This is a genomic window from Mumia zhuanghuii, from assembly GCF_042681565.1.
Lineage (GTDB): Bacteria > Actinomycetota > Actinomycetes > Propionibacteriales > Nocardioidaceae > Mumia.
In genome coordinates this window covers 1,133,566-1,146,857 of the sequence record NZ_JBHUFT010000008.1, presented here as the reverse complement: position 1 = coordinate 1,146,857, position 13,292 = coordinate 1,133,566, and the positions used below count along the sequence as shown (strand labels likewise).

At 67.0% G+C, this 13,292-nt stretch carries 14 protein-coding genes, 4 tRNA genes and 1 pseudogene; 14 read left to right on the top strand and 5 right to left on the bottom strand.

The genetic code is table 11. The features are described from left to right. Positions 1–27: 27 nt before the first annotated feature. The 10 genes and pseudogenes from ACFSDF_RS13905 to ACFSDF_RS13860 form a co-directional block, all read left to right on the top strand. Entirely contained in the window at positions 28–204 is a 177-nt protein-coding gene (locus tag ACFSDF_RS13905) for a hypothetical protein (RefSeq protein ID WP_167007272.1), read from the top strand. Beyond that, positions 173–583: a TadE/TadG family type IV pilus assembly protein gene (locus ACFSDF_RS13900; protein WP_377157914.1), complete on the top strand. Its 411-nt coding sequence runs from the start codon at positions 173–175 to the stop codon at positions 581–583. Before ACFSDF_RS13905 ends, ACFSDF_RS13900 begins: the two co-directional genes overlap by 32 nt. After that, complete coding sequence (locus ACFSDF_RS13895) at positions 580–1,017, top strand: TadE/TadG family type IV pilus assembly protein (RefSeq protein WP_167008840.1); 438 nt, start codon at positions 580–582, stop codon at positions 1,015–1,017. The genes ACFSDF_RS13900 and ACFSDF_RS13895 overlap by 4 nt, the downstream gene beginning before the upstream one ends. Continuing rightward, positions 1,014–1,433: a pilus assembly protein TadG-related protein gene (locus ACFSDF_RS13890; protein WP_167008836.1), complete on the top strand. Its 420-nt coding sequence runs from the start codon at positions 1,014–1,016 to the stop codon at positions 1,431–1,433. Before ACFSDF_RS13895 ends, ACFSDF_RS13890 begins: the two co-directional genes overlap by 4 nt. Then, positions 1,430–4,546 (top strand): LysM peptidoglycan-binding domain-containing protein, encoded by a 3,117-nt coding sequence (locus ACFSDF_RS13885; RefSeq protein ID WP_377157911.1) that lies wholly within the window; start codon positions 1,430–1,432, stop codon positions 4,544–4,546. The genes ACFSDF_RS13890 and ACFSDF_RS13885 overlap by 4 nt, the downstream gene beginning before the upstream one ends. A gap of 477 nt (positions 4,547–5,023) precedes the next feature. Continuing rightward, positions 5,024–5,725, top strand: a complete 702-nt coding sequence (locus ACFSDF_RS13880; protein ID WP_167008829.1) for a hypothetical protein — start codon at positions 5,024–5,026, stop codon at positions 5,723–5,725. Continuing rightward, positions 5,722–6,096: a hypothetical protein gene (locus tag ACFSDF_RS13875; protein ID WP_377157909.1), complete on the top strand. Its 375-nt coding sequence runs from the start codon at positions 5,722–5,724 to the stop codon at positions 6,094–6,096. Before ACFSDF_RS13880 ends, ACFSDF_RS13875 begins: the two co-directional genes overlap by 4 nt. After that, the gene (locus ACFSDF_RS13870; protein ID WP_377157907.1) at positions 6,048–7,877 is read left to right on the top strand and encodes a GDSL-type esterase/lipase family protein; all 1,830 of its coding nucleotides are present in this window, start codon (positions 6,048–6,050) and stop codon (positions 7,875–7,877) included. Before ACFSDF_RS13875 ends, ACFSDF_RS13870 begins: the two co-directional genes overlap by 49 nt. A gap of 155 nt (positions 7,878–8,032) precedes the next feature. Then, on the top strand, positions 8,033–8,599 hold the full coding sequence (locus ACFSDF_RS13865; protein WP_377157905.1) for a hypothetical protein: 567 nt from the start codon (positions 8,033–8,035) through the stop codon (positions 8,597–8,599). 369 nt (positions 8,600–8,968) lie between these two features. After that, positions 8,969–9,334: pseudogene (locus tag ACFSDF_RS13860) on the top strand (bifunctional DNA primase/polymerase); the annotation flags it as partial. A 26-nt stretch (positions 9,335–9,360) separates the two neighbouring features. Here ACFSDF_RS13860 and ACFSDF_RS13855 read toward each other — a convergent pair. The 3 genes from ACFSDF_RS13855 to ACFSDF_RS13845 form a co-directional block, all read right to left on the bottom strand. After that, positions 9,361–10,008, bottom strand: coding sequence for a DEAD/DEAH box helicase (locus tag ACFSDF_RS13855; RefSeq protein ID WP_243843131.1), 648 nt, complete (start codon positions 10,006–10,008; stop codon positions 9,361–9,363). Further along, entirely contained in the window at positions 10,001–10,483 is a 483-nt protein-coding gene (locus tag ACFSDF_RS13850; protein WP_377157903.1) for a hypothetical protein, read from the bottom strand. Before ACFSDF_RS13850 ends, ACFSDF_RS13855 begins: the two co-directional genes overlap by 8 nt. A gap of 112 nt (positions 10,484–10,595) precedes the next feature. Further along, positions 10,596–11,012 carry a hypothetical protein gene (locus tag ACFSDF_RS13845; RefSeq protein WP_167008814.1) on the bottom strand — a complete coding sequence of 139 codons (417 nt, stop codon included), beginning with the start codon at positions 11,010–11,012 and terminating at the stop codon, positions 10,596–10,598. 261 nt (positions 11,013–11,273) lie between these two features. Between ACFSDF_RS13845 and ACFSDF_RS13840 the strand changes: the two genes are divergently transcribed. Further along, the gene (locus tag ACFSDF_RS13840; protein WP_377157901.1) at positions 11,274–11,471 is read left to right on the top strand and encodes a helix-turn-helix domain-containing protein; all 198 of its coding nucleotides are present in this window, start codon (positions 11,274–11,276) and stop codon (positions 11,469–11,471) included. A 94-nt stretch (positions 11,472–11,565) separates the two neighbouring features. Here the strand turns inward: ACFSDF_RS13840 and ACFSDF_RS13835 are convergent. Both ACFSDF_RS13835 and ACFSDF_RS13830 read right to left on the bottom strand, forming a co-directional pair. Continuing rightward, a tRNA-Val gene (locus ACFSDF_RS13835) sits at positions 11,566–11,637 on the bottom strand. A 379-nt stretch (positions 11,638–12,016) separates the two neighbouring features. Continuing rightward, complete coding sequence (locus ACFSDF_RS13830) at positions 12,017–12,850, bottom strand: aminotransferase class IV (RefSeq protein WP_377157899.1); 834 nt, start codon at positions 12,848–12,850, stop codon at positions 12,017–12,019. A gap of 93 nt (positions 12,851–12,943) precedes the next feature. On the opposite strand from ACFSDF_RS13830, the gene ACFSDF_RS13825 reads away from it, so the two are divergent. The 3 genes from ACFSDF_RS13825 to ACFSDF_RS13815 all read left to right on the top strand — a co-directional run bounded on the left by ACFSDF_RS13825 (position 12,944) and on the right by ACFSDF_RS13815 (position 13,240). Then, positions 12,944–13,015 (top strand) — tRNA-Gly (locus ACFSDF_RS13825). 43 nt (positions 13,016–13,058) lie between these two features. Then, positions 13,059–13,129: transfer RNA gene (locus tag ACFSDF_RS13820), tRNA-Cys, on the top strand. Between the two features lie 39 nt (positions 13,130–13,168). Beyond that, a tRNA-Val gene (locus tag ACFSDF_RS13815) sits at positions 13,169–13,240 on the top strand. The last annotated feature ends 52 nt before the right edge of the window (positions 13,241–13,292 follow it).

Sequence of the window (13,292 nt, the reverse complement as noted above, 5' to 3'; positions counted from 1 at the left end):
AAGGAAGGAACGCGAATGAACCGAATAGTGGCACTTCTGCTGGCCCTCGGCCCCAGCGGCGACGCCCGGCTGCACGACCGGGAGGAACGCGGCTCAGTTACAACCGAGCACGTGCTGTGGGCGGTGGCCGTCATCGCCATCGTCGGCATCGTGGTCGCGGCGGTAAAGGCGTATGTCGAAAGCCAGGCCGGCAAGCTCAGCTAGCGCACGGCGCGACGAGCGCGGCTCGGTATCCATCGAGCTGCTCATCGTGCTGCCCGCGCTCTTCGCGGTGATGTTCCTCGGAGTCCAGGCCGCGCTGATCCACCACGCCAAGAGCGTCGCGATCGCCGCCGCGCAGGAGGGCGCACGCGCGGCTGGCGGCGAGGAAGGTACGGCGAGCGACGGCGTGCGGGCAGCGAACGGATTCCTCGCCAAGGCCGGCGGCAGCGACGTCATCACCCGAACTCGCACGACCGCGCGGCGCGCCACGACCAATGTGACGGTCACCGTACAAGGACGGAGCCTGAGCGTGATCCCCGGCTGGCGCCCCAGGGTGGTCCAGTCCGCGTCGCGGCCGGTGGAGAGACTCACAGCGCCATGACGGCCTGGAAGCGGTGGAGGGATGATCACGGCTCGGCAGCCATCGAGGCCGCGATCGGTGTGCCTGCGTTCGTGCTCTTCATCGGGCTGATCATCGCCGGTGGACGCATGGCGACGACGCACTCGGCCGTCGAGTCAGCTGCCGCCGACGCCGCCCGCTCCGCCTCCATCGCGCGCACCTCGAGCGCGGCGACGAACGATGCAAGCGCTGCCGCGCAGGCGAGCCTGGCCGACCAGGACATCCGCTGCCTACGGGTGAACGTGAACGTCGACGTGTCCGACTTCTCCAAGCCCGCCGGGGAGCCCGGTGCCGTCGCGGCCACCGTCGGCTGCGTCCTCGCACTCTCCGACCTCTCCGTACCCGGCGTGCCCGGCAGCCGTCTCATCGAGGCGACGATCAGCAGCCCGATCGACACCTGGAGGGAGCGCAGATGAGGCGCCGTACCGACGAACGCGGATCCATCAGCCTCTGGCTGATCACCGCGAGCATCGTGACGACGACGTGTGTGGGGCTCGCCGTCGACCTCGGTGGACAAGTCCACGCCCAGCAGCGCGCTCACGACATCGCAGCACAGGCGGCGCGCACAGGCGGCGAGCGAGTACAAGCACCGGCGATCGAGGGGCGCTACCTCGCCGTCGACACCGCAGCAGCGCACCGCGCAGCCGAGGACTACCTGGCCGCCGCCGACGTCGCCGGGACGGTCACCGTCACCGGCGGAGACACCATCACCGTGAGCGTGATCGACACCTACAGTCCCAAGTTCCTCAGCCTCATCGGCCTCGGTGACATGACGGTCACCGGCGAAGCCTCAGCCCGCCTGATTCGCAACATCGGAGGAAACGAAGAATGACCCAGCCCACGATCCGGCAGCGACTCCTCGGACTCGGTGCGACGCTCGCGATCCTGCTGCTCGTCGCCGGGATCCCCGTCGTCCTCGTCGCCCTCGGTGCGACGCCATGGCGGGCTGACCTCGGCGACCTCCGCACGCTGCTTTCGTCCCCTGACGACGGCACGCTCGCCGTGGTCGTCATCGCGGCGGTCGCTTGGATCGCGTGGCTCGTCGTCGCCGTCTCCGTGGTCGTCGAGGTCCTCGCGCAGGTGCGAGGTCTTCCCGCGCCGACGCTGCCAGGTCTCGGCGCGCCGCAACGTGCAGCCGGGGAGCTCGTCGCCGTCGCAGCGTTGCTGTTCGTCGCCGCGCCAACGGTCGCGGCGGGGTTCCCGGCGCCGCCCGCTCACGCGGCTGCCGCGCCGCTGCGAGCAGCGCCCGTCCCAGCGGCAGTCGAGACTGCGGCCGTCCCTTCCGTAGCTGCGCCCGTCCCTGCTGCGGCCGGGACTTCGCCCAAGGAGCGATCGACCGTCGACTACACGGTCAAGCGCGGCGACAGCCTCTGGAGGATCGCCGACCAGCTACTCGGCGACGGCGCACGGTTCCCCGAGATCGTCGAACTCAACCACGCCGTACTCAACGGGCGACCCGACTTCATCCTGGCGGGAACCGTGCTCAAAGTGCCTCACGAGGCAGACGAGCCGGCAGGCGACTCTCCGCCCGGTGGGTACGCGGTGAAGCCCGGCGACACCCTCTCCGGAATTGCCGAGGCGGAGCTCGGAGACCCCGCCCGATACGGCGAGCTGGCCGAAGCGTCACGCGGCACCGTCCAATCCGACGGCTCCAGACTCACCGATCCAAACCTGATCCGACCAGGGTGGGAAATCACGATTCCCGGACCGGCGAACCGCGTCGCCGACGTGCCAGACAAGCCAGTCGACGTCGGGCCGCCCGCCCCCGCGGCACCACCACCTGTCACTCCTCGGCCTGAGCCCGCGCTCACGCCAACGCCCGCGAAGACGGCTCCGCCTGAGCCGGCGCCCGCCGCCGACCACGCCGACGGCAACAGTGAGGCCGAAGCTTCCACCCCCGGCTGGCTGCTCCCCGGACTCACCGGTTCAGGGGCGGTCCTGGCCGCGGTCGTGCTGCTCGCGGTGCGTGCCCATCGCAACACCCAGCTCCGGTACCGGCGACCCGGGCAGAGGGTCGCCGCTCCCCCACCAGAGCTCCGCAACGTCGAGAAGACCGCCTTCGCCTCCGGCGCTCCACTCACAGACGCCATCAAGCACCTCGATCGCGCACTCCGCCATCTGGCCGGCGCCTGCGAAGACGAGAGCCGCACACTCCCACCAGCCGTCACCGTCACGCTTGCGCGAGACATCGCAACCCTTCACCTCGCCACGGACGCCGACCTGCCCGCACCGTGGACGGGTGAAGGCGCGGAGTGGTCGACGCTCCTCGGCACAGACGTGCCTGACCGACCCGATGTCCTCCCGCCGTACCCGATGTTGGTCTCGGTCGGCCAAGACGGCTCGGGCGCCCTCCACCTCGTGAACCTCGAACACCTGCGGGTTACCAACCTGGCCGGCGACTCGAACGCGACGACCGCGCTCGGCCGCCACATCGCCGCCGAGCTTGCGCTCAACCCGTGGGCGGTGCTCGTCGACGTCACCGTGATCGGCCTCGGCGAGGAACTGGCCCCGCTCGACCCACTCCGACTGCACCACCACGTCAACGATGATGGAGTCGTCGCGTCGATCGCCCGGGACCTGACCGCGGCGCGAGAGGCTGGCGGCGACGACCCCGACCCGTACCGGGCGGTCGTCACCGCCGGGCCGGGAACGGCGGAGCTCGCCGACCTGCTCGCCTCACCCGTGCCCCGCCTGGGTGCGGCCGTGATCTCGCTCGGTGCGCCCGTCCCCGGCTCAACCCTCATCGAAATCGACCACGACGGCCACCTTCACGCCCCTTCGCTCCGACGGAACCTCCAGGCGGCTGGCCTCATGGCAGACGAGGCAGCGGCGTGCGCGGCCATCGTCGACCTGACACGTGAAAGCGAACCCGAGCGGATTCCACCCTTCGACGAGGCGGCCGGCAGCTGGAAAGCGCTCGCCGACCACGCTGGCCTGCTCCGCGCGGAAGTGACCGACCCCCGCGGGACGGACCCCGCCGGAAACGAGTCTCTACTCCCCCGCTCGACGGAGGAGTACGTCGAGGTTGCCGCAACGACGGCTGCGGATGTCGAGACCCTTGCCCCGGTGGTGCCAGCATCCGTCCGACGGAAGGTCGAAGACGCAGATCCGGCACTCGACGAGGATGTCGCCGAGTGGTTCGACCCCGACAGCGTTCGACCCCGCCTCACCGTCCTCGGTCCGGTGAAGGCCTATGTGTTCGGCGAGACCGTCCCGGCGATTGCCAAGCGCAGGCCGTACTTCGTCGAGATGCTCGCCTATCTCGCGCTCCACCCGGGCGGCGTCACCGGGGGCGCGGTCTCCGACGCGTTCTCGACCGCCGCCTCCCGCGCGCGGACGGACCTCGGCATCCTGCGCACCTGGCTCGGCACCAATCCGCGTACAGGCACGCCGCACCTTCCGGCCGCCAACGAGTCGGCGACATTCCGCGAGACGGGCGTGAAGGCATACCAAGTCGAAGACGTGCTCGTCGACGCCGACCTGTTCCGCCGACTCCGAGCCCGAGGAGAGGCACGCGGCGCAGAAGGCATCGCGGACCTGAAGACAGCCACCACGCTCGTCGCTGGCCAGCCGTTCAGCCTGCTCCGCGAACGCGGGTGGAGCTGGCTGCTCGACGACGAGCGCCTCCACGAAACCATCGGATGCGCCATCGTCGACACCGCCCACATCCTCGTGGTCGATGCACTTGAGAAAAACGACCTGCCAGCCGCCCGCGAAGCCGCTGAGACCGCATGCACGGCGGCACCGTACGACGAAATCTGCCGACTCGACCTCGTCAAGGTCACCGCCGCCGAAGGCCATGAGGAGGCAGCGGAGAAGATGCTCGCCGACGGCGTCGTCAACCGCACCGACGACCACCTACCACCCGTCACCCTCCCAGAACGGACGTCGGCGGCGCTCGACGGCGACGCCCCGGATGGCCGGACGACGCCGCACCGGAAGTAAGATTCGGCGCCGTCTGTGAGAGAACTGGGTGACCAAATCGCAACGAGCCTCAAGGGAGTCGATCCCACCTGATCACAGGGCCGCCGCTCGGCAAGAGATCGCGATTCTCCTGGGCCCTCGTCGGCTACATCAATCATCGCCTACGGCGTAGCTACATCGCCGGCGGAGTCGTCACGGTCCGGCCGATGAGCGGCGGGCGGGCCGGCGCGTCATTCCGGGGCCCCACCGCTCCTCGATCAGACTGCTTCTCCCGGCGAAGCCGGCGCCCGCCCTGTCTTCACCGCGCGGGGCGTGGTGGTCCGGCGACTGCCGGACTCTGCGGCTCACAGACTCCGGGAGAAGGCAATAGCTCCCTTGGAGGATTCAAGTTGAGTAGCAAGGCCTTTTGTCAATAGGTAGATACGCCCGGTTTCCGCGATGTGATGTGACCCACCCTCATCTCACGGCAACTCAGCCGTCCGAGATCGGGGAATCAACATGAAGCTTCGCAAAAGGCATCTCACAGCTGCTGCGGCGGCGCTGGCGCTAGGGGCCGGCGTGCTCGGAGGCGCGGGAGCGGCAAGTACGGCACGGGCAGAGCAGACATCTGCCGCCGGTGCAGTATCGGCGGCAACTCCAAATCCGGCGCCGACCGAAGTAGTTGGTCAGGGCACCGCTGCAGCGGACGTCACCGCCACCGAACTGGCGCGGGAAGTGGTGCCAGATACTCGGCAGACTCGTGACGGCGCGGTGGAAGCATTCACCGCGTTCGCTGGCTGGCTTACCTCCTCACCCGCGGTGAAGAAGGAGCCCGAGCTGGCCGTCTCGGCGATCGGAGAGGACCTGCTCAACCCGGGTGAGGCTCAGATGCTCGCCAACATGCAACGCGCTGATGACATGTACTTCGACCTCGGGGCTGGCGGCTACCGCATTCTCGCGCACTCCGGCGACGCGGATCGCCCCGATCAGGTGATGCTCGAGGTCGCCGCGCCGCTGCGGAACGCCGGCAAGACCCGCTGGATCATCGCCGGCGGAGTGGTCGCTTGGCGCGACGGCGCCTGGCACTTGGTGAGCATCATGCCCAAGGAGGTCGAACAGCCCAAGGAGGTCGACACCGAAGCTGAAGAGCTGACCGCCTCAGATCAGGGCAAGGTGTTCGACGGACTCGGCTGGAAGCTGTTCGCCGAGCAGGGCCAGTGAGGCGCACCATTATGCGCCAATACCGTGGTGCGGTCCTGTCCGCACTCCTCGCCCTTGCAGCGGCATCGGTCCTCCTGCTCGTCAGCAACTCGCCTGCGTCGGCGGCGGCCACCGACAGGGTCCTCATTACCGGCGACTCGATCACGCAAGGCTCCTCAGGCGACTACACGTGGCGCTATCGCCTCTGGGACAAACTCCAGTCCACGGAAGCCGGGCAGGTCGAATTCGTCGGCACAAGGTCCGACCTCTACGACAACGTCAACGACGGTTTCGGATCCCAGCACTACGCCGTCAACTTCGCCGGCGAGAAGCACGCAGCCAAGTGGGGCAGCACCTACTGGCAGGGCTCGCTAACATCCAGAACCAGGTGACCTCCAGTGGGGCTAACACGCTCGTGGTCATGCTTGGCAGCAACGACCTGTCCTACGCGACGAGTCCAGCGGCGACGATCGACAATGTCCGCACCTACATCCAGACAGCCCGTGCCGCCATGCCCGGAATCGACGTGGTGGTCGGCGAGGTCGTCAACAAGTACGACCCGTGGACCGGCGTCTACTCCCTCGAGTCCGAAGGCGCCGACTACGCCTCCCGACTCCGGACGTTGGCTACGCAACTCAACACCGCATCCGAGCGCGTCGTCGTCGCATCCACCCGCACCGGGTGGGACGCCAGAGACCACACTTGGGACGGCACTCACCCCAACCCGACCGGGGAAGCTCTGATCGCCCAACGCATGTCCCAGGCCCTCGCGTCGATCGGCATCGGAACGTCCACCCCCGACATTTCAGGGGCAAAGGCTTGGAACGTCGCAGCGCCCGCTCTGACCGGGCTTACGCCGGGCAGCGAACAGGCGACACTGTCGTGGAACAGAACATCGACCGGTGCTACGGGCATGTACATCCACGTCCGAAATGTCGACACGGACGAGCCGTGGAACCCCCTACCGTATGCTGTTGGCGGCAGTGGCTGGACAGCCGAACTCTTGGCCGCCGGAGGGACATACCAGTTCCGCAACGCGCCCGCCAAGGGGTGGAACACCGGGCTCCCTGGCCCCGCATCGACTGTCACGGTTGGAGGGCCGCAACCGGGGGCGATCGCGAGTTTGGCGGCTCGGTCGACAGGTGAGTCCATTTATGGCGGGATGCGAATCACGGCGGACTGGTCTGCGTCCGCAAACTCGACTGGCTACCTGCTTTCATCGCGTATGGGCGGAACCACGGGCGCCGAGGCATGGTCCAATCTTCCGTATCCAGTCTCTGACACCCGCACGTGGACGTGGGAGCCGCTCTATCCGGGGCGCTGGCACGAGATGCGTGTGCGGGGTGTCCGTGGCTTCTTGAATAGCGCTTGGAAGGTGAGTAACAAGGAGCGGACCCTCGGCACACCTGGTGAGCAGGTGCACGTCGGGCTAGGTGACTCCTACTCGGCAGGGGTTGGTGCTGAAGAAGACCATGTCTACTTTGACGGCAGTTGCTACCGAAGCGGCGAGGCTTGGCCGTACAAGATTCTGCAGTACTCCGTCACGAATCGTGAGAACTGGGCGTGCACCGGCGCGGTAGTCGCGGGCATTGCGAACCAGCGGACGTACCTCCGTCAGAAGTTCGCCAAGCATCCAGGTAGGCCTGCCGTGGTCACGATGACCGTTGGCGGCAATGACGTGGGATTCTCCGACGAGCTGAAACGATGCATCACCAGTGATTGCACGAGTCGCGAGAGCGCGATGAACACGAAGATCGACGCTATGCGCCCCACATTGGCTGCGGTCTATCGACAGATTGTGGCCGACGCCCCATATGCGGACATCTACGTAGGTGGGTATCCCGGCCTGCTTGAGCCCGCAGGAACTTCGTTGGCAGCAGCGTGCATCCCGATCACTCGTCCAGAGCGCGAGATGGTGCAGCGGCTCGCAAGGAGGCTCAACAACGTCATCTCATACGCCGCAAACGACGCGGGTGGCGGTGTCTTCGCAATCGGCAACGGCCTAGTAACCCGGTTCGCTGGGCACAACGCCTGCGTCGGAGGTATCCATGAGTGGATTCATGCCCAGGTTGCCGCTTATCTCGTAGAGAGCTTCCATCCAAATAGGTCAGGTCAGACGGCGTACGCTATCGAGTTCAACAACCTGATCTCTCAACTCTCGGCGGGTGGATGATGCGCACGGTACAAGTGGCAGCGGCCGGAGTCGCCTTGCTGGCCAGCCTGATTCTCGCCGGCTGCGACGCTGGGTCTCCTCGTGAACCAGCCGGGGCCAGCGAGACGAACGCGAGCTCGTCGGCGCCGTCGTGGGCAGCGCCACCGGTCGACTTCGTGCCAAGCTTCCAGCCCTTGGACGAATCGAGCGCATGGCTCCCTCTAGAGTCGGCACCGATTCCTGAGGACGTCGACCGCGAGGACCTTTTCGAGCTCCGGGCTACGGGACCATCGCCGATCGAGGGCGCGGAGTACGTCCTTGCCCTCGCTTCGTACTGGCACGACACCCGGCATGAGGTGGTTGTCGACGAGGAGTTGCGTGAACTCAGCGATCCAGATATGTCGGAAGAACTCTGGAGGTTCCTCGCGTCTGATCGCTGGGCGCAACAGGACCTTGGGACGAAGCGGTTCTACGATCCCGCTGGAGGCGGGTTTGTCCGGGCGAGCGCGACAGGGAATCGTGAATCCCCATCCGTCACGCTTGAGTTGGTAGCCGCAACGACTGCCGATGCGCCAGAGTATGCGACCGACGAGGTGAGTTTCAGTCGCTACACGTATGAGGTTGTCTGGGACGGCGAGGAGTGGCAATGGCTCGATTTCGCGGTGGCCAACTCACCCGAGGTTCAGCCATCGCAGGACGGTAGCGTCAAAGGGGCTGGTTGGGTCCGGCTGCCCCCGGCGTGACGACGTCCTCAGATGGAAGGTGCCGCGTGACGATCGGTTGGCGGTGAGATCGATCTGAGCGGGAGGGCTCGAGCAGCAGAGCTCGAGCCCTCTTCGGCCGCGCGGCCATCGCCGAGCCCTACCATCAAGTCGAGGTGGCTCATCCCGCCGAGCTGGGTACCGGCACAGCAACCTGCTCTGCGCTGGATGGTGAAAGACCGTAGAGGCTTCCGCACGCGAGTGCCGTAATCGCGAGGAACACGCGCTGGCTACAGACTCTGCTCGACATTGGTGTACAGCCCGCCCGTCCAGCATCACGGAGGCGGAACGGGCGCACCGCGGAGGTGGGACGGGCGCGGAGTGGTGCGCTGCGGGCGGACAGTCAAACGCATGGACAGGCAGTCAATCCGAGCTGCGGCGGCCCGATGGAACTCACGGCTGCTACACGACGTCGCGAACGCGCCGGATCTCGCAACGGCAGCAGGGCTCCTCGGGAGTGTGGGAGTCCCGGTCTTCCCGTGCGTCCACGGCGCCAAACGCCCGGCGACAGGCCACGGCTTCCAGGAAGCTAACACCGACTCGGCGACTATCCGTGACTGGTGGCGCCGCTCCCCCGACGCCAACATCGGCGTCCCCACGGGAGCGGCCGGTGGCATCGACGTAGTCGACGTCGACGTCCACTCGAACGGCACCGGGTACGCAGCGTTCGAACGCGCCCATCAGGCCGGGTTCGTCCGCCACTGGGCCTGCCTGGTTCGAACCCCCTCTGGCGGCATGCACGCCTACTTCCTCCACCCACCCGATCGCAACCAGCGCCCGTGGCAGGTGCCCGGCATGCACGTCTTGCCGCCACCGGTGGGGATCACGATCAGCCCCGAGCGCTGTCCACCAGCGCCGCGAAGCCGATCGAGATTCTCCCAGGCTTCAGTCTGGTGAGCGTACGCAGTGTGGCGCCCCGTGGCCCCCTCGCCAACCAACTCAACCGCGGACACGCGCGCGTGCGTCGGCGCGCCCCCCTGGGGTCCTACGGCTACGACCGATTCTTTTTGGGCGGCGATGAAGGCCGACCAGAGGTTTGCGACGAACGCGTCGGTGCGGTTGCGCGTGCGCAGAAACTCGATGCGCTGCTCCCGTGTCGTCAGCGAATCGAAGCGGTTGACCATGCCGGTGAGTCGCGCCAGCTCCTCAGCACTTGCCTTCGGAAGCCAGCCGTCGCGAAGGGTGTCAGTGAGTTTGCGTCGCAGACCAAGCTTCGGCGGCCGACCTAGCACGTGCCCGGCGCTCCGCCGGAGCTGCTCGGGCGATAGGGACGCGACCGCGCCAGCGTCTTCGGCCTGATGATGGGCGTCATAGGCGGCTCGGAGCAACTTGCGGATCAGTCGCTCATCGACGCAGTCCCACGAGAACCGCGCCTTCCGACTCTCAACCATCTTCTGGTCCCTCGTACGTCGCCGCCCAGCCATGGAGCACGGCGCGCAGGGTCTGCTGCCTGTGCTCGGCCAGCGCATCGCCCGACAGTGCGCGATCCGTGGCCGACTCGACAACCTCGGAAAGGTTGGCGTTGGTCAGGTCGACGATGAGGCCGATCATGAGGTCGGGCACACTCCAGTCGGACACGTCGGAGGATCCGGCCGACTCGTATGGCTCGCGAAGCTCGCCCGCCGTGAACGGAACCATCGACACATCATCGGCACTGACACCCGTGAGTGCGAGGGCACGGACGATGGCAGCCGCTGCTGTCTCCTCCGCGGGCTGGACACCGAAACCCGCCGGCGCGTACTGGAACTCCGCAATCCAGCTCCCGCCGTCCGGCTCGACGCCATGGAGGGAGGCAATAGCGGTCGGGAGGAATGCTGCGACCGCGCTCGCGGTCGCGTCAGCGTCATGCGCGCCGCGAAGCCTCACGATGTGCACGACGGCGAACCCATCGACGTCAGTGATCTCGTACGCGAACGGCTGAAGCGTGATGCCCGTGAGCCGCGCCCCTCTTCGACGTCCAGCAACGTACCGAGGTAACTCATGCCAACCAATCGTGGAGCGTATGCGCCGCACCGATCAGGGACGCGCGAGCGACCTCGATGTCAAGACCGTCGTGCTCTACCACGTCGTCCTCAAGGTCGGGGACGATGATCACTTCGATTGCAACAGTGAACGGCGTCGAGGCGGTGACCGCGAACGCGAGGCCCGCCTCCACATCCTCGACCGTCGCCACTGACTGCTCCGGGTGAGCGTCCTGCGCGCAACTCATCCACGCCTCAGCAAGCTGCTCGAAGAACCGACGCGGCACGGGCCGGTTGAGATACCGGACAAGCCGATCAGGTGACAGAAGCTCGACATCCATGAGGCGGACTCCATCGTCGACTGCCCTTGACAGGTCGGGAACCGCAATCAACGCGAAGGCGGCACCCGAGCCCGAGAGGAGGCGCACTTCCACCGCAGCCGCCTATCCCTGCCGCTCGAAGCCGAGCACCGCTCGCACCGCAGCCTCAATTCCCTGAATCACAGGGACAACGCTATCGAAGAGCGCCGACAGACTTCGGCTGTTGCGCGCCGCACCGTCAGCCTGCCGCTTGGAAGCACCAAGCGGGGCACGAGTACGGGCATTCGGATTGCCCGGCACACCTCCCAGCACATGACAGCGCAACCCACGGGCCATCCAGCACTGCCCAGCGGCGGCCACGAAAAGGAGAAAACCATGCAGCACGCGAAGAACCTGCCGACCTACCTGAGCATCACCGAAGCCGCCGAGGTCATGTCGGTCTCGACGAAGACCATCCGTCGACGAATCAGCGACGGCAGCATCCCCGCCTACCAGTGTGGATCTCGTCACATTATGATCCGCCTGGACGACCTCGAAGCATCGCTCCGACGGATCCCCACGGTCGGCTGGTGAAGCGGGTCTCAAGACCACGTATAGACCACGAGGCCGGAAATGAAAATCGCCTCCGACCGGCGTTTCCGCAGGTCAGAGGCGGTTTCGAATGCGGTGGGCGATACTGGGTTCGAACCAGTGACCTCTTCGGTGTGAACGAAGCGCGCTACCACTGCGCCAATCGCCCGCTGTGCCGTCCCGTCTCAGCCGGGACTTCACAGAGAATAGCGTACGCGCACGACCACTCCGTAAACCGGGTCGAGGTCGCCGCGCCCGCTCGTGGCGACGCTCGACGTCGCCGCCAAGCTCCTCCTCCTCGTCCTCCTCGTCGTCGCCGTCACCTACCCCGATCTGGGCAACCTTCGGGGCACGGCGATGGGCTTCCGCGCGGTGGCCTACCCGCTCGGGGCTGTCATCATCCCGCTGCTGTGGTGGTGGCTCGTCACCCTCCCCTGGCTCACCGACACGCTCGGCAACCGGCTGGACCTGTTCGACTCGGTCTGGTGGTTCGGCGGCCTACACCGACACCCTTGGCGACCCTTCGCTCGGCTCGCTCGGCGCCCGCGTCACGGGTCGACCTGCTCCTTCGAGCGCTGCGCAAAGATCGACGCAGCCAGCGTCGTGACCGGGCCGGGGGCGACCAGAGCCCGGTCGTCGACGCGGTGGATGCCCTGGACGTCGCGTGTCGTCCCGGCGAGGAAGATCTCCTCCGCCCGCTGCAGCGCCTCGATCGGCTCGTCGCGCTCCACCACGTCGATCTCGTCGCGGCACCACTCGAGGACAAGTGCCCGAGTGACTCCCGCGAGGCAGCCCGACTCCAGCGTCGGGGTCACGAGCTGTCCGTCGAGCACGTAGAAGATGCAGGAGCCCGTGCCCTCACACAGCAGACCGGCTGTGTTGGCCATCACCGCCTCCGACGCGCCCTGTCGGAGGGCGTACTCGACCATGAGCGCGTTCTCCGCGTACGAGGTCGTCTTAAGGCCGCTGAGTGCCCCGCGCTCGTTGCGTACCCACGGCACGGTCGCGATCGCGGTCGTGGACTCGGGGCGGGCTGCAGGCTCGGTGACGACGACGAGAGTTTGCCCCTGGTTCCCGCGCGGCGAGCCGAGCGGGCCCGGCCCGGACGTGATCGTGATGCGGATGCGGCCGAACGGCAGCTCCTGCCCTTCGACGGTCGCCTCCACCCCCGCCCGTACGAGGTCGAGGTCAGGCTCGCCGATCCCGAGACCGGCCGCCGAGCGTGCGAGTCGTTCGAGATGTCGCGTGAGGGCGAACGGCTGACCGTCGACCACCTTCACGGTCTCGAAGACTCCGTCGCCGACGACGAGCCCGTGATCGAGGACTCCGAGGGCTGGCTGGTCCGGTGATTCCAGTGTTCTTCCGTTGATCCACGCGCGCATGTGACCACGTTAACGCGCCGAGGGGTACCCCCCGTTTGGACGCCCTCACCCCATCCGCTAATGTTTCTCTCGCACCGGGGAAGCCCGGAAAGCGCGGACGTGGCTCAGTGGTAGAGCATCACCTTGCCAAGGTGAGGGTCGCGGGTTCGAATCCCGTCGTCCGCTCGGAGTGGGTCCCAGGGCCCCTTCTCAGACATCCTAGATGTCCGGTGGAGTGGCCGAGAGGCGAGGCAACGGACTGCAAATCCGTTTACACGGGTTCAAATCCCGTCTCCACCTCGATGGGGCTCACGCTCCTGACGAGTCCCTCGGGCTCACGGGCGATTGGCGCAGCGGTAGCGCGCTTCCCTGACACGGAAGAGGTCACTGGTTCAAACCCAGTATCGCCCACTCAGCAGTACGCAGGACAGAGCCCCTTCGAGGGGCTCTTTCTGTTTCCGGC

Coding starts and splice junctions, on each gene's coding strand:
- ACFSDF_RS13900 (WP_377157914.1), top strand. CDS start 173: ATGTCGAAAGCCAGGCCGGCAAGCTCAGCTAGCGCACGGCGCGACGAG.
- ACFSDF_RS13895 (WP_167008840.1), top strand. CDS start 580: ATGACGGCCTGGAAGCGGTGGAGGGATGATCACGGCTCGGCAGCCATC.
- ACFSDF_RS13890 (WP_167008836.1), top strand. CDS start 1,014: ATGAGGCGCCGTACCGACGAACGCGGATCCATCAGCCTCTGGCTGATC.
- ACFSDF_RS13885 (WP_377157911.1), top strand. CDS start 1,430: ATGACCCAGCCCACGATCCGGCAGCGACTCCTCGGACTCGGTGCGACG.
- ACFSDF_RS13880 (WP_167008829.1), top strand. CDS start 5,024: ATGAAGCTTCGCAAAAGGCATCTCACAGCTGCTGCGGCGGCGCTGGCG.
- ACFSDF_RS13855 (WP_243843131.1), bottom strand. CDS start 10,008: ATGGTTGAGAGTCGGAAGGCGCGGTTCTCGTGGGACTGCGTCGATGAG.
- ACFSDF_RS13840 (WP_377157901.1), top strand. CDS start 11,274: ATGCAGCACGCGAAGAACCTGCCGACCTACCTGAGCATCACCGAAGCC.
- ACFSDF_RS13830 (WP_377157899.1), bottom strand. CDS start 12,850: ATGCGCGCGTGGATCAACGGAAGAACACTGGAATCACCGGACCAGCCA.